Annotated in this window: 20 protein-coding genes and 1 pseudogene; 9 read left to right on the plus strand and 12 right to left on the minus strand. The window is 47.0% G+C overall.

What is annotated here, in order from left to right; translation table 11 throughout:
* Window positions 1–13 precede the first annotated feature (13 nt).
* Window positions 14–517: a D-lyxose/D-mannose family sugar isomerase gene (locus MHB72_RS02635; protein WP_020450216.1), complete on the plus strand. Its 504-nt coding sequence runs from the start codon at window positions 14–16 to the stop codon at window positions 515–517.
* Window positions 518–533: 16 nt separating this feature from the next.
* On the opposite strand, the gene MHB72_RS02640 is transcribed toward MHB72_RS02635, so the two are convergent.
* Window positions 534–917 carry a DUF2283 domain-containing protein gene (locus MHB72_RS02640; protein WP_026580573.1) on the minus strand — a complete coding sequence of 128 codons (384 nt, stop codon included), beginning with the start codon at window positions 915–917 and terminating at the stop codon, window positions 534–536.
* Window positions 918–1,001: 84 nt separating this feature from the next.
* Between MHB72_RS02640 and MHB72_RS02645 the strand changes: the two genes are divergently transcribed.
* The 3 genes from MHB72_RS02645 to MHB72_RS02655 all read left to right on the plus strand — a co-directional run bounded on the left by MHB72_RS02645 (window position 1,002) and on the right by MHB72_RS02655 (window position 3,791).
* Complete coding sequence (locus MHB72_RS02645; protein ID WP_023857899.1) at window positions 1,002–1,424, plus strand: pyridoxamine 5'-phosphate oxidase family protein; 423 nt, start codon at window positions 1,002–1,004, stop codon at window positions 1,422–1,424.
* Between the two features lie 451 nt (window positions 1,425–1,875).
* The gene (locus MHB72_RS02650; protein ID WP_026580574.1) at window positions 1,876–2,685 is read left to right on the plus strand and encodes a lipid II flippase Amj family protein; all 810 of its coding nucleotides are present in this window, start codon (window positions 1,876–1,878) and stop codon (window positions 2,683–2,685) included.
* Between the two features lie 164 nt (window positions 2,686–2,849).
* Complete coding sequence (locus MHB72_RS02655) at window positions 2,850–3,791, plus strand: LCP family protein (protein ID WP_023857897.1); 942 nt, start codon at window positions 2,850–2,852, stop codon at window positions 3,789–3,791.
* Window positions 3,792–3,822: 31 nt separating this feature from the next.
* Here MHB72_RS02655 and MHB72_RS02660 read toward each other — a convergent pair whose 3' ends face one another.
* Complete coding sequence (locus MHB72_RS02660) at window positions 3,823–4,116, minus strand: DUF3817 domain-containing protein (protein WP_031305229.1); 294 nt, start codon at window positions 4,114–4,116, stop codon at window positions 3,823–3,825.
* Between the two features lie 84 nt (window positions 4,117–4,200).
* On the minus strand, window positions 4,201–4,611 hold the full coding sequence (locus tag MHB72_RS02665; protein WP_020450223.1) for a carboxymuconolactone decarboxylase family protein: 411 nt from the start codon (window positions 4,609–4,611) through the stop codon (window positions 4,201–4,203).
* Between the two features lie 117 nt (window positions 4,612–4,728).
* Between MHB72_RS02665 and MHB72_RS02670 the strand changes: the two genes are divergently transcribed.
* Entirely contained in the window at window positions 4,729–5,157 is a 429-nt protein-coding gene (locus tag MHB72_RS02670) for an Lrp/AsnC family transcriptional regulator (protein WP_095292541.1), read from the plus strand.
* A gap of 70 nt (window positions 5,158–5,227) precedes the next feature.
* Window positions 5,228–7,411, plus strand: a complete 2,184-nt coding sequence (locus tag MHB72_RS02675; RefSeq protein WP_216921992.1) for a DNA topoisomerase III — start codon at window positions 5,228–5,230, stop codon at window positions 7,409–7,411.
* Window positions 7,412–7,569: 158 nt separating this feature from the next.
* On the opposite strand, the gene MHB72_RS02680 is transcribed toward MHB72_RS02675, so the two are convergent.
* Genes MHB72_RS02680 through MHB72_RS02690 form a run of 3 tightly spaced genes read right to left on the minus strand, consistent with a single transcriptional unit; the run spans window position 7,570 to window position 10,938 of the window.
* Window positions 7,570–8,487, minus strand: a complete 918-nt coding sequence (locus MHB72_RS02680) for a prephenate dehydrogenase dimerization domain-containing protein (RefSeq protein WP_216921845.1) — start codon at window positions 8,485–8,487, stop codon at window positions 7,570–7,572.
* A complete protein-coding gene (gene pabB / locus MHB72_RS02685) occupies window positions 8,484–10,580 on the minus strand; it encodes an aminodeoxychorismate synthase component I (RefSeq protein WP_216921843.1) in 2,097 nt (698 codons plus the stop codon). The genes MHB72_RS02680 and pabB overlap by 4 nt, the downstream gene beginning before the upstream one ends.
* Window positions 10,549–10,938, minus strand: coding sequence for a chorismate mutase family protein (locus MHB72_RS02690; RefSeq protein WP_340901635.1), 390 nt, complete (start codon window positions 10,936–10,938; stop codon window positions 10,549–10,551). The genes pabB and MHB72_RS02690 overlap by 32 nt, the downstream gene beginning before the upstream one ends.
* Window positions 10,939–11,934: 996 nt before the next feature.
* Here MHB72_RS02690 and MHB72_RS02695 point away from each other — a divergent pair.
* Complete coding sequence (locus tag MHB72_RS02695; RefSeq protein ID WP_020450230.1) at window positions 11,935–13,656, plus strand: pyruvate oxidase; 1,722 nt, start codon at window positions 11,935–11,937, stop codon at window positions 13,654–13,656.
* Window positions 13,657–13,833: 177 nt separating this feature from the next.
* Window positions 13,834–14,400 (plus strand): annotated as a pseudogene (locus tag MHB72_RS02700) (lytic polysaccharide monooxygenase auxiliary activity family 9 protein); the annotation flags it as partial.
* Between the two features lie 119 nt (window positions 14,401–14,519).
* On the opposite strand, the gene MHB72_RS02705 reads toward MHB72_RS02700, so the two are convergent.
* The 5 genes from MHB72_RS02705 to aspA all read right to left on the minus strand — a co-directional run bounded on the left by MHB72_RS02705 (window position 14,520) and on the right by aspA (window position 18,687).
* Window positions 14,520–14,771, minus strand: coding sequence for a hypothetical protein (locus MHB72_RS02705; protein ID WP_020450232.1), 252 nt, complete (start codon window positions 14,769–14,771; stop codon window positions 14,520–14,522).
* A 71-nt stretch (window positions 14,772–14,842) separates the two neighbouring features.
* The gene (locus tag MHB72_RS02710; protein ID WP_020450233.1) at window positions 14,843–15,394 is read right to left on the minus strand and encodes a GNAT family N-acetyltransferase; all 552 of its coding nucleotides are present in this window, start codon (window positions 15,392–15,394) and stop codon (window positions 14,843–14,845) included.
* Window positions 15,395–15,447: 53 nt separating this feature from the next.
* Complete coding sequence (locus MHB72_RS02715) at window positions 15,448–16,728, minus strand: Nramp family divalent metal transporter (protein WP_020450234.1); 1,281 nt, start codon at window positions 16,726–16,728, stop codon at window positions 15,448–15,450.
* Window positions 16,729–16,910: 182 nt separating this feature from the next.
* A complete protein-coding gene (locus MHB72_RS02720) occupies window positions 16,911–17,171 on the minus strand; it encodes a GlsB/YeaQ/YmgE family stress response membrane protein (protein WP_020450235.1) in 261 nt (86 codons plus the stop codon).
* A 94-nt stretch (window positions 17,172–17,265) separates the two neighbouring features.
* Complete coding sequence (gene aspA / locus MHB72_RS02725) at window positions 17,266–18,687, minus strand: aspartate ammonia-lyase (RefSeq protein WP_216921840.1); 1,422 nt, start codon at window positions 18,685–18,687, stop codon at window positions 17,266–17,268.
* Window positions 18,688–18,993: 306 nt separating this feature from the next.
* Between aspA and MHB72_RS02730 the strand changes: the two genes are divergently transcribed.
* A complete protein-coding gene (locus MHB72_RS02730; protein WP_254122301.1) occupies window positions 18,994–20,208 on the plus strand; it encodes a macrolide family glycosyltransferase in 1,215 nt (404 codons plus the stop codon).
* Here MHB72_RS02730 and MHB72_RS02735 read toward each other — a convergent pair.
* Complete coding sequence (locus tag MHB72_RS02735) at window positions 20,205–20,651, minus strand: DUF2188 domain-containing protein (RefSeq protein ID WP_020450238.1); 447 nt, start codon at window positions 20,649–20,651, stop codon at window positions 20,205–20,207. The genes MHB72_RS02730 and MHB72_RS02735 overlap by 4 nt on opposite strands.
* Between the last annotated feature and the right edge of the window lie 78 nt (window positions 20,652–20,729).

A 20,729-nucleotide genomic window follows, 5' to 3' on the forward strand; every position in this document is an offset into this window, starting at 1 on the left:
GGGGGAAGCTCGTGTGAAGGTGACAAAGGAAGACGTAATCGAATACTACGAAAAAGCGGGCATCGCGCTGAGCGACGATGATAAAGAAAACATCCAAATCATGGACTACGGTTTAAATAAGCTAAATAAGCTGGGACTTCAGCTGTTCGTCTATGTCAACACAGACCGCTACTGTGCCAAAGAGCTTGTATTATTCCCTGAACAAACATGCCCCGAACACCGGCATCCTCCCGTAGACGGGCAGGAAGGGAAAGAAGAGACATTCAGGTGCAGATACGGAAAAGTGTATTTGTATGTAGAAGGAGAAAAAACGGAAGTCCCGGCCGTTCTGCCGCCGCACGAAGATATCGAGCATTTCACCGTTTGGCACGAAATTCAGCTCACACCCGGCGAACAGTACACGATTCCGCCGGATACGAAACATTGGTTCAAAGCGGGGAGTGAAGGTGCTGTGGTTACGGAGTTTTCTTCAACAAGCACCGATGATCACGATGTGTTCACAGACCCGAGAATTTAGCGAATGGGAGCCAATCTCATTCGCTTTTTTCCGTCCGATCAAGCACATCAAAGCCGATGAAGCGTTGTCTGTCATGATCGGCAAAATAAAATTGAACACCGTTCACACAAAGTGTTTTGACCGCTTCCTGTGACGTCGGTCGAAACCGATGAACGCGGGCGCCGTTTAGGAAAGCCGGTTCAAGTTTGTGTTTTCTGCCGGTCAGCGTTCCAAGCCGCGCTATTTCCGGAGCCGCCTTCCCCGGAAATTCGACACCGATCATCCGCTGATGGCGGTCAAAGTCTGCAGCCAAAGCCGTATTGCCGATATCATCGGTTGCTGCGGCAGACCCGGCACGGTTTTCCGTCAAAGCAATGTAGCCCATATCAGCCTCAGCATCAAACGATATGAAAATATTCACGTCAAAAACCTCCGTTCAATTGTTTAATATACAAGACATTGTGGAAAAGTAACAGTGGAGACGATACAAAGGAGGGAACTTAAAATGGATCAGCAGCAATTGAAGAACAAAGTGCTCGACATTCTCGATCATCATAAAATTGGTTCGCTTGCAACGGTCGAAAGCGGCAAGCCTCATTCCCGCTACATGACCTTTTTCCACGACGGGCTGACGCTTTATACACCGACAAGCGATGAGACGCACAAGGCAGAAGAAATTGATAACAATCCGAACGTCCACGTGCTGTTGGGTTATAACGGCGAAGGATTAGGCGATGCATACCTTGAAATCACAGGTACGGCAAAGCTCAACCATTCAAAAGATTTAAAGGACAAAATCTGGGATGAAAAGCTTGAGCGCTGGTTTGACGGAAAAGACGATCCGAACTTGACCGTGCTTGAGATTGAGCCTTCGGAAATCAGACTGATGAATGAAGGTGAAAGCACCCCGGTCACGCTTGATCTGTAGCGCGCTGTGCTTAACAGTTTGTCATCAAGGACGAACTGTAGTATAATAAAAAACAGGAACACGCAAAAGAGCAAATAAATGGAAAGTAGACTTCTTTTTTCTTTCTTAGAAGATACTGATTTCTTCCTCTGACCCGCCCCTAACAGGATAGAGGGAAAAAAGACTTTTTGTTTCACAATTCACACTGGCGCGGCTTCGGAGCCGCAAGGACGAATGAGAGGTAGGGCTTTCGTTGTCTTGTATCAGAAATTCCATGGTGTTTACTTTCAACTCGGAACGATAGATGCTGATCTTTTACGAAATTCAAATGACCGCCTTTGGCAGCGGATAAATTATTTGCTCGAATAAATATGATAATTGAGACCGCTTCGGCTTTTGCCGGGGCGGTTTTTGATTTGCCGAAACGTTTGCGTTTTGAAAACAGTCTTACCTATAGACTGGAGGAAGAGAAATGGACTTTTTAACATCTAAGGTACTATTGATTTTTTGTTTTCTGTTGCTGATCCATTCCATCGAAACGCTCGCATACGCCGCTCGTCTGTCAGGCGCGAGAGTCGGATTTATCGCATCGGCGCTGTCATTATTTAATGTGATGGTCATCGTCTCAAGAATGTCAAATATGGTTCAGCAGCCTGTGACGGGGAAGCTTGTCGATGTTGCGGGTGCGGACGCACTTTCCCTCGTCGGCAGCCAATTTCGGTTTTTAATCTTTGGTTCAACCGTTGGCACAATTTTCGGAATGCTGCTTCTGCCGACGTTTGTCGCCGTATTTTCGAGAGCGATTGTTCATTTGGCAGGGGAAAACGGCTCCGTTTTGCAAGTGTTTCGCAAGGCGTTCTCAAAAAATATCTTCAAGCATGCCAAGCATTATGCGAGAAGACCGAGTCTGGAATATATGAAAGACTTTCGGTTCCGCTACATACCGAAGCGGCTGTTTGTCTTGAACATGGCCATCACGGCGATTTATACAATCGGCGTTCTTGCCGCTCTTTATGCGGGCGTCCTCGTGCCCGAAAGGCATACGACCGCGGTGATGGCTTCCGGCCTTGTCAACGGGGTGGCGACGATGCTGCTGGCGCTGTTTGTCGATCCGAAGGTTTCTGTACTTGCAGATGACGTAGCAAAAGGGAGGCGGAGCTACACCTATTTGAAATGGGCTTCGATCACGATGGCAACATCGAGGGTGGCCGGGACGATTTTTGCCCAAGTTCTGTTTATCCCGGCTTCTTACTATATCGCATGGATGACGAAGTGGATGTAGTCAATTTTTGACGAAAAGATCAAAATTCGATCATTTTTCTTTCAAAATGAAACAAATGAAAACAAAAGATTATCTTTTTCGACACGATTAGACGGCTTGATCTTTCTTTTATTAATTGCCCGCTGTTTGATCCTGTGATAGTCTTATGTGTGGCGGTGATAAAAGTGGAGAGGGTTAGAGTAAGAGTAAGAAAACCGAAAAGAAAAAGGCGAAAAATCATAAAGCGCCTGTTTACCTTAATGTTGCTGGTTATCATAGCAGCAGCGGGTTATACCTACTTTGAATACAAAAAAGGCTTATCCGAATCTGACGGGGATTTTAAAGAAGACGGTCAGTTTGAATTTAACGGGGAAGGCTCTGATCTTGATGAAGTGAACATCCTCGTTCTAGGGATCGATTCAAGAGGGGAAGACCATTCAAGGTCTGACTCGATGATGGTGATCCATTATAATAAAAAGCAGAAACAGCCTAAATTGATTTCGATTATGAGGGACAGCTATGTCGACATACCGGGATATGACAAGCAAAAAGTCAATGCGGCTTATGCATACGGAGGCCCGGAACTCGTCAGAAAAACATTAAAAGAATCCTTTGATTTGGACATTAACTATTATGCCATCATCGATTTTAAAGGTTTTGCCAAAATCGTTGATGCGGTGGCGCCTGACGGCATCGAAGTCGACGTTCCGAAAAAAATGTCGTACGGAATCGGCATGACACTGCAGCCGGGAAAACAAATTCTTCACGGTGATAGGCTGCTGGGCTATGTCCGGTTCAGGCATGACAGAGAAAGCGATTTTGGACGGGTCAGAAGACAGCAGGAAATCTTTTCAGAGCTTCAAAAAGAAGCGATGAGCATCGGAAATATCGCCCAGCTTCCGAAGCTGTGGGGGCTCGTCGATCCGTATATTGAAACAAACATTCCGAACGGCGTCATCTTCTCCCTCGGCAAAGACTTTTTGCTCGGAAGCGTAAAAGAAACCAAAAGCTTCAGGCTCCCGGTTGACGGATCATTCACGAACAAAGACGATCCAACATACGGGGCGGTCCTCGATTTAGACCTTGAACAAAACAAGGAAGAGCTGAAACGCTTTTTAAATGAGTGATCAAAAAAACCGCCGGGTTTCCCGGCGGTTTTTACTGATCATATTTTTTTAGTCCCCGGTCATAAAGGAAATTGCCGAACGGAACAAATGCGGCCACAAGACCGGCAGCCGGCCATTTCACAGACCACCTCAGCACAAAAGTCGCATACAACAGAACAAACAAATACAAAATAAACAATCCGCCGTGAAGCGATCCGACAATCGTAACGGCCATCGGATAATCCGCCCAATATTTAAGCGGCATGGCGATAAACAGCAGGATTAAAAGCGAAATGCCTTCAATAAAACCCATCAACCGAAGGCGGCCAATCGGCGTTTGCAGCATAGTATACCTCCTGTGGAGTGATAGTCTACCTTTATACTATAAACCAAAAGGGGACAAATATGACAGGTTTTTTCTCCGTTGGATTTATGCGTCTGCCGGAAGCTTCATTAAAGCGCCGAAATATTGCTGAGCAGTCGTAAAACAAATAAATGCGGTCAATTCCGTTATTTCTTCTTCTGAAAACACTTCTTTTAAAACATCAAACTGCCTGTCTGACACGCGCTCCCTCTGCGCCAAAAAGACCTCTGCAAACCCCATTGCAAAGCTCGTTTTCTGCTGATTCGGGATCTCGGGTTTCCCCTTTGCCTTGCAATATTCGCATCCGTTTCCCTGAGCCAGCACGCGGCGCACCTGCTCCTTTAGTTCCTTTGATAAAAAGCCGTCTCCTGACAGCTCCTCAGCTAAAGCCGTCCAGTTTGACATCAGGCTTTCGGAGTGTCCGAGCAGCCGCTGAAACGGCGTCTCTCCTCTGTCTGAAAAATTGATTCTTGTCATATGATGATCACCTCTTCATAATCATATATAAGCAGAAGTGAAAAATGAATTTCGAACGAAAGAATTTTCATGATAATATTAAAATGATGAAATAGAATGAAGGGAATAAAGTTACATATGAAAATTGATGACCTCGATTTTAAAATCATAGCCGAATTAAAGAAAGACAGCCGTTTATCGATGCGGGAGCTGGGCAGGAAGATCAGCCTTTCCGCGCCGTCTGTGACCGAAAGGGTCAGGCGGCTCGAATCGTTCGGCGTCATTAAAAAATATACGCTTGACATCGATTACCAAAAGGTCGGCCTTCCCGTATCCTGCATCATTGAAGCAACGGTGAAAAACGGGGAATACGAAAGGTTTAAAGCGTATATCGAACGCCTCCCGAATATTGAATTCTGCTACCGGATCGCGGGAGCCGCCTGCTATATGCTGAAAATCAATGCAGAGAGCCTGACGCAGATCGAAGCATTTATCAATGAAACAACACCATATGCCCAAACCGTGACACACGTCATTTTTTCTGAAATTGAAATAAAGGAATCATGAACATTAGAGCTGCATCTGTATCATCTGTTATAATAAAAGGATGCATGAACAAGAAAGTGATGTGATGGACTTGTCTAAAACAGTCGTTTTAGCAGAAAAACCTTCAGTCGGCCGTGACTTGGCCCGCGTGCTGAAGTGTCATAAAAAAGGAAACGGATATCTTGAAGGCGACCGCTATATCGTGACATGGGCGCTCGGCCATCTGGTCACATTGGCGGACCCTGAAGGATACGGAAAGGAATTCCAGTCTTGGCGGCTTGAAGATCTGCCAATCATCCCCGAGCCTTTAAAGCTCGTCGTCATTAAAAAGACCGGAAAGCAGTTTCAGGCGGTTAAATCGCAGCTGATCAGAAAAGACGTCAAAGACATCGTCATAGCAACCGATGCCGGCCGGGAAGGCGAGCTTGTCGCCCGCTGGATCATCGAAAAAGCAAAGATTACGAAGCCATTGAAGCGCCTGTGGATTTCATCGGTCACAGACAAAGCGATTAAAGACGGATTTAAAAACTTAAAGAACGGCAAAGACTTTGAAAACCTTTACCATTCAGCCGTGGCTCGAGCTGAAGCCGATTGGATCGTCGGCATCAACGCGACGAGGGCGCTGACAACGAAATTCAACGCCCAGCTTTCCTGCGGACGCGTACAGACGCCGACATTGGCGATGATCGCGAAAAGAGAGGAAGATATCAAGAACTTTAAACCCGTCCCTTATTTCGGCTTGCGTGCAGCGGTTGACGGTATGACGCTGACGTGGCAGGACAAGAAAACGAAGCAGACCCGCACTTTCAACGCGTCTGTGACGTCACAGCTTGCAGGAGCGCTGCAAGGCAAACCGGCCGCTATCGTCGACTTGAAAAAAACGGCGAAAAAAAGCTTTGCCCCCGGACTTTATGATCTGACCGAGCTGCAGAGGGATGCCCATAAACGCTACGGATTTTCCGCAAAAGAAACGCTGTCCGTTTTGCAGAAGCTCTATGAGCAGCATAAGCTCGTCACCTATCCGCGGACGGACTCAAGATTTCTTTCTAATGACATCGTCCCTACCCTGAAAGACCGTTTGGAAGGCATGCAGGTGAGGCCTTATGCTCAGCATGTGACCCGGATCTTAAAGCATGGCGTTAAAGCCAATAAAAGCTTTGTTAACGATGCGAAAGTATCCGATCACCACGCGATTATTCCGACGGAAGAGCCGCTTGCGCTCGGTGCGTTAAGCGAAAAGGAAAGAAAGCTTTACGATTTGATCGCGAAGCGCTTTCTCGCCGTTTTAATGCCGCCGTTTGAATATGAAGAAACTAAAGTGTTCGCCGAAATCGGTGGAGAAACCTTTACGGCAAAAGGGAAAACCGTTCAGTCGCAAGGCTGGAAAGCGGTGTACGATTTCGCAGACGAAGATGATGACGAGGAAGAAAAGGATCAAACCCTTCCTAAACTCGCAAAAGGCGACACGCTGTCCGTCCGGTCTTTGACAGAGACGAAGGGTGAAACAAAACCGCCGGCGCGGTTTAATGAAGGAACATTACTGTCTGCGATGGAAAATCCGGCCGCATTTATGCAGGGAGAAGAAAAAAACCTTGTGAAAACTCTCGGAGAGACGGGCGGACTCGGGACGGTGGCAACACGCGCCGACATTATCGAAAAGCTGTTCAACACATTCCTGATCGAGAAAAAAGGAAAAGATATCTATATCACCTCAAAAGGAAAACAGCTCCTTGAGCTTGTTCCGTCAGATTTAAAATCTCCTGCCCTCACCGCTGAATGGGAGCAGAAGCTGTCAGGCATTGCGAAAGGAAAACTGAAATCCTCCGCCTTTATCAAAGAAATGAAGGAGTACGCAAAGCAGACGATCAGAGAAATCAAAAGCAGCAATCAAACGTTTAAGCATGACAATATCACAGGGACCCATTGCCCTGACTGCGGAAAACTGATGCTGAAAGTAAACGGCAAACGCGGCACAATGCTCGTCTGCCAGGACAGGGAGTGCGGCCACCGCAAAACAGTCGCCAAACAGACGAACGCCCGCTGCCCGAACTGCCATAAGCGCATGGAACTGCGAGGACACGGAGAAGGCCAGACATTCGCCTGCGTCTGCGGCCACAGAGAAAAACTCTCCGTTTTCGAAAAGCGCAGGGCAAAAGACAAAAATTCAAAAGCATCAAAACGCGATGTACACTCCTACATGAAAAAGCAAAACAAAGATGAGCCAATCAACAACGCGCTCGCCGAACAGCTGAAGAAGCTGAAGCTTGATCAATAATCATCAAACAGCCTGCCGGAAACGGCAGGTTGTTTTAATGTGACCAAATATCACAAAACTAGCGAACTTGTCAGTGGAAAAGTCGCGAATCTACACGACATTTTCATACTTCTATTTGTCCCGGAAAGCTGTTCAAAGGAATCAGTTGTTTATAAAATTCAATTAACCGGGGGATTGGTTTGGCTGTGCTTTCCCTCCTTTGGTGCGATTGGACCTTCAAAGATACTAGTACAGAGATCTTGGTAATGGGCTATTTCAGATTCAAATACCTCTCGGGATTTACGCATCAGTTCGGTGAATACGGACTGATCCCTCACCGATTCATTCAACGATGCAACTGCTTCAGCCAGTGCAGCACGAGCCGTCGTTGCTTGGTGGTTCACGGATTGGACGTCCCAATACACATCCGGTGTTCCAGAACTAATCCGTGCCAGTAGCGCAAGCATAGTTGCATGCGGAGGGGGTGCAAGAGAACCAAGTTTTGCAATGTCAACATCTAATTCTGCGAGCGCCAATCCAAAGGTGAGTATCGCTGCATGAGTGAGTGCTTGCAAAGCCGCGGCCAATTGATCATGCTCCTCAGCTTCTAATAGCACCGGACGACCTTTCCAATCTAAAATCATCTGAATCAAATGACTTCCTTTAGGCCCATCGTTTTGAACGATGACAGCTACCGGTCTACCCACAATACTAAGGCTGGGAGCAAACATAGGGTTAAGACCTATGCTTTCGAAAGGCAAACCCAAAGCGTGTATTTTATTAAATATGGGTGATTGTACAGAAAGAGTGTGCGTCAAGAGAGAATCAGGCTTCATTAACGCCCCGACAACTTTTACTGCTTGAAGAGCCGCGGTCTCTGGTAAAGCGAGCATCACCATGTCGGCCTTTTGGATCTTATCTTTGGCCTGTGGAGTCGGAACAGTGATGTCACATTTCATGAATTGTCGACGAACGGAAGGAGGATTCATATCGATAATACATACTTCAACACCCGATTCTTCAAGAAGGTCTGCAAACATCCCGCCAACGCCGCCGGCTCCTCCCGCAATCACACACTGTCTTATTTCCTGACTCATCTTGAACCTCCCACTGCAGAGACTTCCGCTGCTGCGATAGCTGAGACCATAGCTCGCGCTTTAACCTGAGTTTCTTTGAATTCCTCTTCTGGATCTGACAATGCTACGATCGCTCCTCCGACACCAAAAGTCGCCTTGTCATCGGTCACAACAACTGTGCGGATAACAATACTAAGATCCGCAGCTCCACTCAGTCCAAACCAGCCGAGGCTGCCCGAGTAGACACCGCGGGGGCCCTTCTCGAGTCGGTCTATGATTTCCATCGTCCGAATTTTCGGAGCACCGGTCATCGAACCGCCTGGAAAAGCAGCGCGGACGCAATCAACCGTTGATTTGTCCGGACGTATAGTGCCGCGAATCGTCGAGATCAACTGGTGAACTGGTGCATATGTTTCTACATCGAAAAGCTTAGGTACATGAACAGATCCTATTTCACAAACAGTGTTAAGGTCATTTCTGACTAAGTCAACGATCATTAAGTTCTCTGCGAGATCTTTTTCATCACTTAGCAACTCATTTCGTAATTGGTGATCTTCAGCAGAAGTCCTGCCTCTCATCCGGGTACCCTTGATCGGTTTGGACTCAACGATACGATCAGCACCGATTGAGAGGAACCGTTCCGGAGAGGCACTTAGTACTGCTGCATCCGCAAAGTTTAAAAATGCCCCATAGGGAACCGGACTGATTCTTCTCAGATGCGTATACGTAATCCAAGGATCTATAGGGGTATAAACAGTTGCGGAATTAGTCAAACATATCTCATAGGATTCACCATTACGGATTTCTTCTAAGCAATTGTTGATCAGTTGAAGATAAGAAGGCCGGTTATGCCGAAACTCGATTGGGATATTGTGGTCTGGCACGGATGTAAGGACTGAATCCTTGTCCGAATCGTTTGCTGCAGCAGGAATGTCATTCAAGATTCGCTCTGCCGTATTTAGCCAGTTGAGTGCTTGCTTATCCTCATCCCCAGTCGAAAGACACAACAGATAGGCTTCCTGTTCAAGATGATCAAAAACAAGCATGCGGTCAACGAAAAGCAGGGCTGCATCAGGAATCTCAGATTGATACCGGCTGCTCCCGCAAGTTTCAGCTTTTAGCTCATAGCCAATGTAGCCCACATAGCCGAGATTGAAGTCAAAGGGAAGGCCTTCCGGAGTAGATGTTGCCCGACGGCAGATTTGCTCATCAAGATAATCATAAAATGACTGTTGAATGAACTCCGTCTCTTGACCCGAACGTTGTACTTTTACAACACCCTCTGCTACTCTATAGGTCAAATATTCAGCATTCTCTCCCGCACCATCGCCAAGATAGGAAAATCGTGACAAGCCTTCGATGACACTGCTGCTGTCAAGCCAGAATCCATGAGGTGCATCAGCAAATAGTGTCTGGTAACTTAACTGAGCGTCAGGAAATCCCGATAATTTTCGAAAATGAATCCGGTAGAAATCGCTTTTAGAATGGGAAGGCTCCTTTAATTTGGGAGACGGTCTTGATCGTTCAGTGCGCTTCGGAGTCAGGTCTCTAAAGTTGGCAAGCAACTCGCGCCCATAATGACTGCAGATTGACTCGGGGTGGAATTGCACACCCCAAATCGGCAGATTGCGGTGTCGAAGCCCCATAATCAACTCATCTTTTGTCCACGCAATTGCTTCCACATCATCACCCAGATCAGTAACGACAAGGGAGTGATAGCGTACGACAGAGAACTCAGGAGGCAGCCCGTCAAAGATATCAACCCCTGAATGGTGAATGACTGATGTTCGTCCATGCATAGGCTCAGAAGCGTGGTTCACCTTCCCGCCAAACAAATGAGCTATGCCTTGATGTCCAAGACAGACTCCGAGGACTGGCAGCTTAGCTTCTTGAATAATAGTTGCATTAATACCAAAGTCCTCAACCCGTTCCGGTCGACCGGGGCCTGGGGAGATCACGATGTTGTCAATCTCATCAATCGGCACTTGTGACCAGTCCACATCATTACGGACAACTATTGGCGGTCGGCCATTTACTTCGCCGATCAATTGATACAGGTTGTAAGTAAATGAATCATAGTTGTCAATTAGAAGTGTTTGTATCCCTGCCCCCATTAAACAATTCCTCCCTTTTTCTTTTTTGGCCGGCCAGGCTTGAAGAAATGTCCTGTCTCCGATTTTCTGAATGGTCAATTACGATATCCTCAACCCTGCACGTTTCAGAAATAATGAGCTCATAAAGGTTACGCAAAAACTCTTGACTTAAACCATTCTCGTCAGCGTATCGAGCTGCCCGTTCCTGGACAAAGTTAATTCGGTGCGGCTGCATCATCGGAATATTATACTCGCTTTTGTATAATCCAATCTTAATGCAGCATTCTAAACGTTCTTTCAATGTATCCAACAGTTGTTCATCAATACGATCAAGTTTTACACGCAGGCCCTCAAGCCCCTTTTCTATTTCTGATAACATGTAAATGCCTCCAATTCTAAATTCTTTTGATAAAAGAGAGGGACTTTACCTTGACGATCCGCGTCTCTCCTTTTCACCCGAAACTTAGACTATGAAGTATACTGTTAATAAGATAAGAAGATTTGAGTGTTTCGACTATAGTTTCAGTGAAATTACCTTCAGATCGCAACAACCGAATCTCGAAGACAGATGGCTTCCACAGCACTTGAAACTGATAATCTGCAGCATTATGAATACCTAACGTGCCGAGGAGACTTAACAAGCGGATTGAAATTGTCGTGGTATCTGCATTAATAGAATAGACCAGCTTGTCCTTCTAAAATGGAGTAACCTTGATACAATGCCGCATGACAGGTGGATTCACATACGTACGAGCGCTGCTGACCCATCAGATCAGGATGATTGGATAAACAATCCAGTATCAAATGCTAAAAATTTTATAAAAGCAGATTATAATAGTTGCCGCCACGACCACCCCTGTGTTTGACGAAGGATTTAACAATCTTAACTTTCATCGATGCTATGCAAATTCGGTTTATTTCTGTTAAATTATAACTCTGAACCTAAATTATAACAATTTAAATATTAAAAAAAGTTTCAACACTTGTGTGAATGAACTGCGCCGCAATTGCTCTAAAGGATGATGACCAAATGAAAAGGCATGAGTGCCATACAATTCCGGACTCATGCCAGTCTAACCGCTTCATGACATTTTATTGTCTAACTTCGCTGGGGCATATCAAAATGAGCGGCAGCCTTTTAGTAGATTTGATCATGTATACATGGAGTGGTGCTTAGGATAGGTGCCGCCGGATTTACCGGGCATGGCTTCAAGTTCAGCAGTGTGGCGGAGAGATCTTTATGCGAGATGAGCACGGCTGGGAACACAAAGCATGAAACAGCCGCTGTGGTGTTTTCCTTCACTTTCGTCAGCATGCCGGATCACGTTTCCCGGCAGCGAAAAAGTGGTATGGAAGAAACAAAGGAGGACGTGATATGGCAAACAAAACCGCAGGAAAAGTAGCTGCAGAACTGCTGAAGGAATGGAATATTGATCATGTTTACGGCATGCCGGGGGACAGCGTCAACGAATTTATCGATGAATTGCGGCATGAAGAAAACAGCCTCCGCTTCATTCAAGTGCGCCATGAAGAAACCGCTGCTCTCGCTGCCGCAGCTGATGCGAAGCTGACAGGCAAAATCGGCGTCTGCCTTTCGATAGCGGGCCCGGGTGCCGTTCATCTGCTGAACGGATTGTATGACGCGAAAGCTGACGGGGCGCCTGTGCTGGCGATTACAGGGCAGGTGTCTTCGAATGAAATCGGAAGAGATTACTTTCAGGAGATCGGTCTTGAACGAATGTTTGAGGATGTGGCTGTCTTTAATCAGCAGGTTCATTCGGCCGAAGCCCTGCCTGACCTTTTAAATCAGGCGATCCGTACCGCCTACAGCCAAAAAGGGGTCGCCGTACTGAGCGTATCCGATGATCTGTTTGCGGAAAAGATTAAGCGGAAGCCGGTTTATACGTCTGCGCTTTATATTGAAGGCGATCTTCAACCGAAGCAAAGCCAGCTGATGCAGTGTGCACAATTGATTAATCATGCGAAAAAGCCGGTGATTTTAGCCGGAAAGGGAATGAAATCGGCAAGAGATGAGCTGCTCGAGTTTGCCGATAAAGCGGCCGCACCGATCATCGTTACGCTCCCCGGGAAAGGAGTCGTACCCGATCGGCACCCGCACATGCTCGGGAATCTCGGACACATCGGTACAAAACCCGCATATGAAGCGATGGAGGAAAGCGATCTGTTGATCATGCTGGGGACTTCTTTTCCGTACCGCGATTATCTTCCGGAAGATGCGCCGGCTATTCAGCTTGATAACAACCCGGCGAAAATCGGCAAACGGTATCCTGTCACCGCCGGCCTTGTCTGCGATGCGAAAAAAGGGCTTATGGAACTGACGAAAACCATTGAACGGAAATCGAACCGCGCATTTTTGGAAAGCTGTATACAACATATGAGGAAGTGGCGCTATGAAATTGAAAAAGACGAACAGGTGGCGACAGAACCGCTCAAGCCTCAGCAGGTGATTGCAAGGCTTGAGGACGCAGTCGCCGATGATGCGGTCCTGTCTGTTGACGTCGGAAATGTGACGGTTTGGACGGCACGCCATTTTAATATGACCAATCAGGATTTTCTGATTTCAAGCTGGCTTGGCACGATGGGATGCGGTCTTCCAGGCGCGATTTCCGCAAAGCTTTCCAATCCGGAGCGCCAAGCTGTAGCCGTGTGCGGAGACGGCGGCTTCAGCATGTCCATGCACGATTTTCCGACTGCTGTCAAATATGACCTGCCCATTGTTGTCGTGATTTTAAATAATCAGAACTTGGGAATGATTCAATATGAACAGCAGGAAAAAGGGCATGTTAATTATGCAACAGCGCTTGAAAACGTCGATTATGCCAAGTTTGCCGAGGCCTGCGGCGGGAAGGGCTTCAGCGTGACAAAGCACGAAGAGCTCATTCCGGCTTTGAAAAATGCCTTTCAATCACAAAAGCCGTCGATTATCGATGTGGCCATAGCAGATGAACCGCCGCTTCCGGGAAAAATATCTTATACACAAGCTGTCAACTACAGCAAATATATGATCAAAAAACTGGTTGAGAAAAAAGAGCTCGACTTGCCGCCGCTGAAAAAAAGTTTAAAAAGGATTTTTTAGTATGATGCCAAGGGAGATCGTCCCTTGGCTTTATCATGTTCAGATGTTAAAATTTGATGGATAGTATTGGAATATCCGCGTTTTTTCTTTTTGCATCAAAACCCGTCTCAACACGATAAAAAGAGAGGGGATTGAAACGTGGGTTATTTTAAGAAAAGTACCTTCAGTACAGCTTTCATACTATCAGCCGGATTGCTGTTGATGTCAATCATTCCTCAGCACGCCTTCGCTCATGGTTTTGTCGAAAAACCAGGGAGCAGAGCGGCTCTGTGCAGTGAGGCTTACGGACTTCTCAATCTGAACTGCGGAAGCGTGATGTATGAGCCGCAAAGCCTGGAAGCGAAAAAAGGGTTTCCGCATGACGGCCCGGCAGACGGACAAATAGCATCCGCGGGCGGACTGTTCGGCGGGATTCTTGATCAGCAGTCGGAAAATCGCTGGTTTAAACATATCATGACCGGCGGAGAACACACCTTTACCTGGACATATACCGCCCCCCACAACACCAGCCAATGGCACTACTATATCACCAAAAAAGGCTGGGATCCTGACAAACCGCTAAAGCGTGCAGATTTCGAACGGATTGGAACCGTTCCGCATGATGGTTCCCCTGCATCCCGCCATTTATCTCACCAAATTTACATTCCAGAAGACCGCTCCGGGTATCATGTGATATTGGCCGTTTGGGATGTGGCTGATACTGAAAACGCTTTCTATCAGGTGATCGACGTTGATCTAGTGAACAAATAAAGCCCAGTAGTCTGAAAACCGATTTGTGAATCAGCGGGTTTTGGTGCAAACAGAGAAAATAAGTAATCAAAAACCCCGGCATGTTTTGGGAAAGCCGGGGTTTTTGGTATTCGTTATTTCTTTTTCTTCATGGCGGCAGCCATGAACGGCAGCAGGGTGCCGAACAGCATTGTGCCGCCGAAGAAATTCCCGAGGTAAGGCTGTCCGATCAGGTAACAGACGGCAAATACAGCCGCAGCAAGACCGATCATGATATAGCCTGGATAAAACCTTTTTTTAAAGCTTGTCCGCTGGGTCACCCGGAAAAATATCAGCCCGATGACGAGCGGGACAATCCATAGGTAAAACAGTATAAATACTTTCATAATCAAAACTCCATATTTTTTTATCTATCATACCAGATTGCAGTGTAAAATGCGTGTGACAAATCCCGGACTCATTTGCTGCGGGCGAGGTATTCCTCCTTCAGGAGCCCGTATACGAAATGGTCGGCGAAGTGGTCGTGGAGCCACTCGCATTGCCTGAGGCAGCCTTCTTTCGTGAAGCCGAGCCTTTCCGGAATAGCCTGGCTTTTTACGTTTTGAACAGCGGCTCTAATTTCAATTCTGTTTAAATCGTATTCGCTGAAAAGCGTGTCGATCAGCGCCCGGCAGGCATCAGTCATCAGCCCTTTTCCTTGAAAAGGCTCCCCCAGCCAATAGCCGATCGAAGTCGTACGGTTGATCCAATTGATATAATGGAGTCCGATAATTCCGGCAAAATGGCCTTGATGCCATATTCCCGCTTGAAACCCGTTGTTAGCAGCGGCCTGTTTCATGCATTCTTCGATAAAAGCTTCGGTATCCTCCAGCTGCTTTGTGCCGTCCACCCAAAACAGCCATTTCCGCAACACATCTTTAGACTGCTGGATCTGCATATAAACTGCTTTGGCATCTTTTGGTTCGAGCATTTTTAAATAAAGATCATCACGCACCATTAATTTAAACATCCAGAATCCCCCTTTTCTTCAGTATAATATAAAAAAGCCGACCAAGGTCGGCTTTAACCAGAAAATGTATCGTAAATCAAGAAAATATTAAGGGCGACGATTAAGGCGGCGATCAGCCAGGAGACGGCTGTTATCCACTTCGCATTTTTCAGGCTCCCCATAATGCGTTTATTGCTCGTAAATAAGATAAGCGGGATAAGGGCAAAGGCGATCCCGAATGACAGGACGACCTGGCTCAAGACAAGAGCGGTTGTCGGATTTACCCCTGAAGCAATAATAGCGATAGGCGGCAACATCGTAATGAACCGTCTTAAATAAAGCGGAATTCTGAAATTAATGAAGCCCTGCATGATAATATCTCCTGAAAGCGTTCCGACAGACGAACTTGATAAACCGGCGATTAACAGGCCGACGCCGAACAGTACGGCGGAAAGCGGACTGACCATGCTGCTGAAGTGGCTGAAGGCCACATCAAGGTCTTCGACAAAAATGCCGTTCTTATAAAACAGTGCAGCGGCGACGATCAGCATGCTCGCATTGATTGCTCCGGCAATCAGCATGGCGATTAAAATGTCGATGAACTCAAACCGGAATATCTTCTTCTTTTCCGCTTCCGTTTTTCCGATCACTCTCCGCTGGGTGAGAGCGGAATGGAGATAGATGGCGTGCGGCATCACGGTTGCTCCCAAGATTCCCGCCGCCAGCAGGATGCTGTCTGCACCATCGAAGCGGGGAACAAACATGCCCTCCAAAACCGAACCGATATCAGGTTTTGCAAAAAAGGTTTGAAAGGCAAAAGCGATCACGACGATGAACAGCATTCCTGTTATCGCCGCTTCTAGCGGCCTGACGCCGCGCCTTTGCAGTTCTAAAATCGCGAAAGATCCGGCGGCTGCAATAATCGATGCTTCAAGCATCGGTATGCCGAACAGCAAGTAGAGACCGAGAGCAGCTCCGATAAATTCAGCCAAGTCGGTCGCGATCACGACAAGCTCTCCCTGAATCCACAAGCCGATGGAGACCGGTTTAGGGAATTCTTCCCTGGCGACTTCGGGCAGATTTTTACCCGTTGCAATTCCGAGCTTGGCAGACAGCGACTGAATCAGCAAAGCCATAATATTTGAAAAAAGAATCACCCATAAAAGCAAGTAGCCGTATTTCGAACCAGCCGCGATATTTGTGGCGAAATTGCCGGGATCAATATAAGCTATAGCCGCGATAAACGCCGGACCCAAAAAAGGGAGCAGCCTTTTGAAGCCTTTGCTTTTTCCGTCCAGTGCATCTTGAGCTTCTTTTGATATTTGCGAGTGTTTGGACAAATCGTGACTGACCATTTGATTCACCTAGATTCTCAGTTGTTTTTCCTTGTACATAAAAGTTTCCTTAGTGCAAAAATTATATCATCATCATATGCCCGCGATGATCAATTGTCAACCATAAGATGTTATAGTATATGCGCGAACGGTTTCGCCCAAACAAAAAACCAGCACCGCTTTTGGGCGATGCTGGCCGGATATTATGCCTGAGAACCCATTCTCCCGCGGAAGATTAGGTTTAAAATGAAGACGAGAATTGCGGCTCCGATTATCGCCGGAAAGATGGCGAATCCCGCAATATCAGGCCCCCACGTTCCAAGCAGCCCGTGGCCGATCCAGGCTCCGATAAAGCCGACAACCATGGAGCCGATAATACCTCCTGGTGCACCGTGGCCTCCGATTGCGCCTCCTATTAAACCGATGACAATCGCTACGATTAAAGAAACGAGAAATCCTAACATTGTCTTTCCACCTCTTTCAATTGATTTATATTACATGTTTAGCCCGTCTCGGGCGTCTATAAACGCTTGAAAGCATATTGAGAAAGACGGCTGGCTATTCCTCGAGAAGCGAAGCGCCTGCGATGCCCGGGTGTGTCATTTCATACGGGTCCAGAATGAGATCCAATTCTTCCTCTGTCAAAACATCATGAAGCAAACACAGCTCGCGCACAGATTGTCCTGTGGCGATCGCTTCTTTTGCAATTCGTGCGGCAGCTTCATAGCCGAGGTGCGGATTGACGGCCGTAATCGTTCCTACGCTTTTTTCGACGAATTCTTTCAGCCTGATCTCATTCGCTTCAATCCCGGTGATGCAGTAATCGGTAAATACGCGAAATCCGTTGTTCATGATTTTAATCGACTGCAGCAAATTAAAGACGAGTACGGGCTCCATCACGTTTAACTCAAGCTGCCCCGCCTCTGATGCAAGGCAGATGGTATGATCGTTGCCGATCACCTGAAATGCGATCTGGTTCATCAGTTCAGGCATCACCGGATTCACCTTGCCGGGCATGATGGAGGAGCCGGGTTGGCGGGGCGGCAGCCGGATCTCGGCAAGCCCTGCCCTCGGGCCTGACGCCATTAAACGCAAATCGTTGGCGATTTTGGACATGTTCATCATGCCGACTTTCAAAGCAGCCGATACTTCTGTGTAGGCATCCGTATTTTGTGTGGCATCGACAAGATGGTCTGCGCCTTTCAGCTGATAGCCGCTGATATCTGAAAGGTGTTCGACAACGCTTTGAATATATCTCGGATCAGCGTTTAAACCTGTGCCGACAGCGGTGGCCCCCATATTGACTTCATAGAGATGATGCTGCGACTGCCTGATCCGCTGAATATCGCGTTCGATGACCCGGGAATAGGCTTCGAATTCCTGACCGAGCCTGATCGGAACGGCATCCTGAAGATGAGTGCGGCCCATTTTGATAACGGAATCGAACTCCTCCGCTTTTTGGCGGAAGGCATCCAGCATATGTTCCATCGTCGATATAAGCTGTCTTAAGTGATTCAATGTGGCCAGATGAATGGCTGTCGGAAACACATCATTCGTTGATTGGGCCATATTGACATGTGTGTTCGGGCTTAAATGGAAGTAATCACCTTTTTCTTTTCCTAAAAGCTCCAAACCTCTGTTTGCGATAACTTCATTTGTATTCATATTCATTGAAGTGCCGGCGCCGCCTTGAATGGGGTCGACAATAAAATGATCGTGCCAGAGCCCTTCCGCTATTTCGCCGGCCGCTTTTACAATGACTTCGCCGAGCTCTTTATATAAACGTTTAATATCCATATTGGCGAGAGCCGCCGCTTTTTTGACCATTGCCAAAGCTTTAATCAGCTCTTCATCAATCCGGTAGCCTGTAATCGGAAAGTTCTCCACGGCCCTCATGGTTTGTACGCCGTAATAGGCGTCAGCCGGAACTTCTTTTTCGCCTAGAAAATCCTTTTCGATCCTGGTTGCTTTCGTATCCATGGCAAAACCTCCGTAGGTTGTTTCTTATGATGTATTGTGCCTCGATCGGCCGTGTTTTAATTTGCTTTTAAAAAAAGGAAAATCGTCTTCTGATTGGGGCTGTCAAGTAATAAAGAGCCTGTTTTCTCTAATAATATACGCTCATTTGCATGGCAAAAAAATTTAAAGGAAAGATATGCAGAAACAGACAAATGGTCATATAGTTATGTTTATGTATTATTAACTTAATTAAATTTCTTTACTTCATTTGTCTTTTTGTAGTAAATTTCCTTATATAAATTTTCGTATGAGAAAGGAAGAGCTGTGATGGGACATGTACTGATGATCAATTTCCCGGGAGAGGGGCACATCAATCCCTCTCTTGGCGTCACAAAGGAGCTGCAAAGACGAGGAGAAAGCATCGTCTATTATGCAGTTGAGGAATACGCTGAAAAAATTAAAAAAACAGGGGCGGAAGTCCGTTTATACCCGGATTTCAGAGAGGCTTTATCACCCGGGAAAGAAAGAGAAAAGATGGACTTTGCCGAGTTGGTATACAATATGTCAGGTAAAGTCGATGAGATCGTTCAGCTCATCTGCCATGAAGTCAGGGACGAGTCTTATGATTATGTGATATATGACCATCACTTTTTGGCGGGGAAAATCATTGCTGAAATGCTTGGGCTGCCGAGCGTTTCGTTATGTACGACATTTGCAATGGACGAGACGTTCGCAAAAACGTTTACGCTGCAAGGCGACCTTGAAAGCTCGCCGTATTTTGAAAAATTGAAGCAATCCCTTGGCGAATTAAGTGAGCGGTACCCCGTCAGTCTCGACAAGCCGTTTGACGTATTCTCCTGTCCGGGGGACATTACGATTGTCTTTACCTCCAGGGAGTTTCAGCCTCATGCCGAGCGATTTGGAAATGACTATTTGTTTGTCGGGCCGTCGATTACGAGCAGACAGGATCCAGGCAGCTTCCCGTTCGCTGAGCTGGAGGGGGAAACCGTCATCGTGATCTCGATGGGCACGATCTTTAATCAGCAAAAAGAGCTGTATCATATGTGTATCGAAGCGTTGAAAGACTTTGACGGCAAGGTGGTTATGGCTGTTGGGAAATCAACGGACCCCGCGGTTCTCGGCACCATACCGGATCATTTTATCGTGAGGCCGTATATCCCGCAATTGGAGGTTTTGAAAAAAGCCGATGTATTTGTCACCCACGGCGGCATGAACAGTACAAATGAAGGCCTGTATTTTGATACGCCGCTCATCGTCATTCCGATGGGTGCTGACCAGTTTTTTGTCGCAGCTCAGGTGGAACGGACAGGGGCCGGGATCAAGCTTGATAAAAATGAACTTTCTCCGGCTGTTTTACAAAAAACGATTAAAGATATGCTTGAAAACCGCTCCTATAAAGACGGCGCCGCCAAAATCGGCCGCTCGCTCCGCGATGCCGGCGGCTATCAAAAAGCAGCTGATGCTGTATTGGAGTTGGCGGGGAAAAAAGTAAGACGCTCCAAAAACGGAGCGCCCCGTTAATTCATCCTGATCTTCCGCTCCACACTGCCGTCTTTTTTATGGACGATGACGGCAGTGCCTTTGTTTTCAGCGATTTCTTTCGCCCGTTCGACGGCTTCTGCTTTTGTATCCTTTACTTCGCTGGCCCGCTTGGCGTCTTCGGCTTTGACTGCCCAGCCTTTTTCGTGTTTAATGACATGCTCGCACTTTTCCGCAAGCTCCGGCCTGCTGCTCGAACCGCTGTCACCGCGTACCGTTTCATCAGCTTCCTCCGCATAGGATTTGAGTTCGCTTTTGCTCCTGTTATCCGCCCATTCCTTCGCCTGACTCGTCGCGATCGGAATCGCCCGGCTTTCGTCGTATCCTTCGTCTACCATTGCATTCGCAATTTCAATGGCTTTCTTTTTTACCGGTTTGTCCAAATGTTTCAATGAAGCGGGATAGTCTTCCATTGACCATGGCATTTGATCATTCCTCCTTTTACATAAAGGTTTACCCTCCGGCTGCCGATCAAAAAACACGGATTCATAAAGTGAATCATT

The sequence above is a fragment of the Bacillus sp. FSL K6-1284 genome, assembly GCF_038002625.1.
Lineage (GTDB): Bacteria > Bacillota > Bacilli > Bacillales > Bacillaceae > Bacillus > Bacillus paralicheniformis.

What these genes read in the sequence shown, in the direction of transcription:
- MHB72_RS02645 (WP_023857899.1), top strand. Translation starts at nt 1,002, where the DNA reads ATGGATCAGCAGCAATTGAAGAACAAAGTGCTCGACATTCTCGATCAT.
- MHB72_RS02650 (WP_026580574.1), top strand. Translation starts at nt 1,876, where the DNA reads ATGGACTTTTTAACATCTAAGGTACTATTGATTTTTTGTTTTCTGTTG.
- MHB72_RS02660 (WP_031305229.1), bottom strand. Translation starts at nt 4,116, where the DNA reads ATGCTGCAAACGCCGATTGGCCGCCTTCGGTTGATGGGTTTTATTGAA.
- MHB72_RS02665 (WP_020450223.1), bottom strand. Translation starts at nt 4,611, where the DNA reads ATGACAAGAATCAATTTTTCAGACAGAGGAGAGACGCCGTTTCAGCGG.
- MHB72_RS02670 (WP_095292541.1), top strand. Translation starts at nt 4,729, where the DNA reads ATGAAAATTGATGACCTCGATTTTAAAATCATAGCCGAATTAAAGAAA.
- MHB72_RS02680 (WP_216921845.1), bottom strand. Translation starts at nt 8,487, where the DNA reads ATGAGTCAGGAAATAAGACAGTGTGTGATTGCGGGAGGAGCCGGCGGC.
- pabB (WP_216921843.1), bottom strand. Translation starts at nt 10,580, where the DNA reads ATGGGGGCAGGGATACAAACACTTCTAATTGACAACTATGATTCATTT.
- MHB72_RS02690 (WP_340901635.1), bottom strand. Translation starts at nt 10,938, where the DNA reads ATGTTATCAGAAATAGAAAAGGGGCTTGAGGGCCTGCGTGTAAAACTT.
- MHB72_RS02695 (WP_020450230.1), top strand. Translation starts at nt 11,935, where the DNA reads ATGGCAAACAAAACCGCAGGAAAAGTAGCTGCAGAACTGCTGAAGGAA.
- MHB72_RS02705 (WP_020450232.1), bottom strand. Translation starts at nt 14,771, where the DNA reads ATGAAAGTATTTATACTGTTTTACCTATGGATTGTCCCGCTCGTCATC.
- MHB72_RS02710 (WP_020450233.1), bottom strand. Translation starts at nt 15,394, where the DNA reads ATGTTTAAATTAATGGTGCGTGATGATCTTTATTTAAAAATGCTCGAA.
- MHB72_RS02715 (WP_020450234.1), bottom strand. Translation starts at nt 16,728, where the DNA reads ATGGTCAGTCACGATTTGTCCAAACACTCGCAAATATCAAAAGAAGCT.
- MHB72_RS02720 (WP_020450235.1), bottom strand. Translation starts at nt 17,171, where the DNA reads ATGTTAGGATTTCTCGTTTCTTTAATCGTAGCGATTGTCATCGGTTTA.
- aspA (WP_216921840.1), bottom strand. Translation starts at nt 18,687, where the DNA reads ATGGATACGAAAGCAACCAGGATCGAAAAGGATTTTCTAGGCGAAAAA.
- MHB72_RS02730 (WP_254122301.1), top strand. Translation starts at nt 18,994, where the DNA reads ATGGGACATGTACTGATGATCAATTTCCCGGGAGAGGGGCACATCAAT.
- MHB72_RS02735 (WP_020450238.1), bottom strand. Translation starts at nt 20,651, where the DNA reads ATGCCATGGTCAATGGAAGACTATCCCGCTTCATTGAAACATTTGGAC.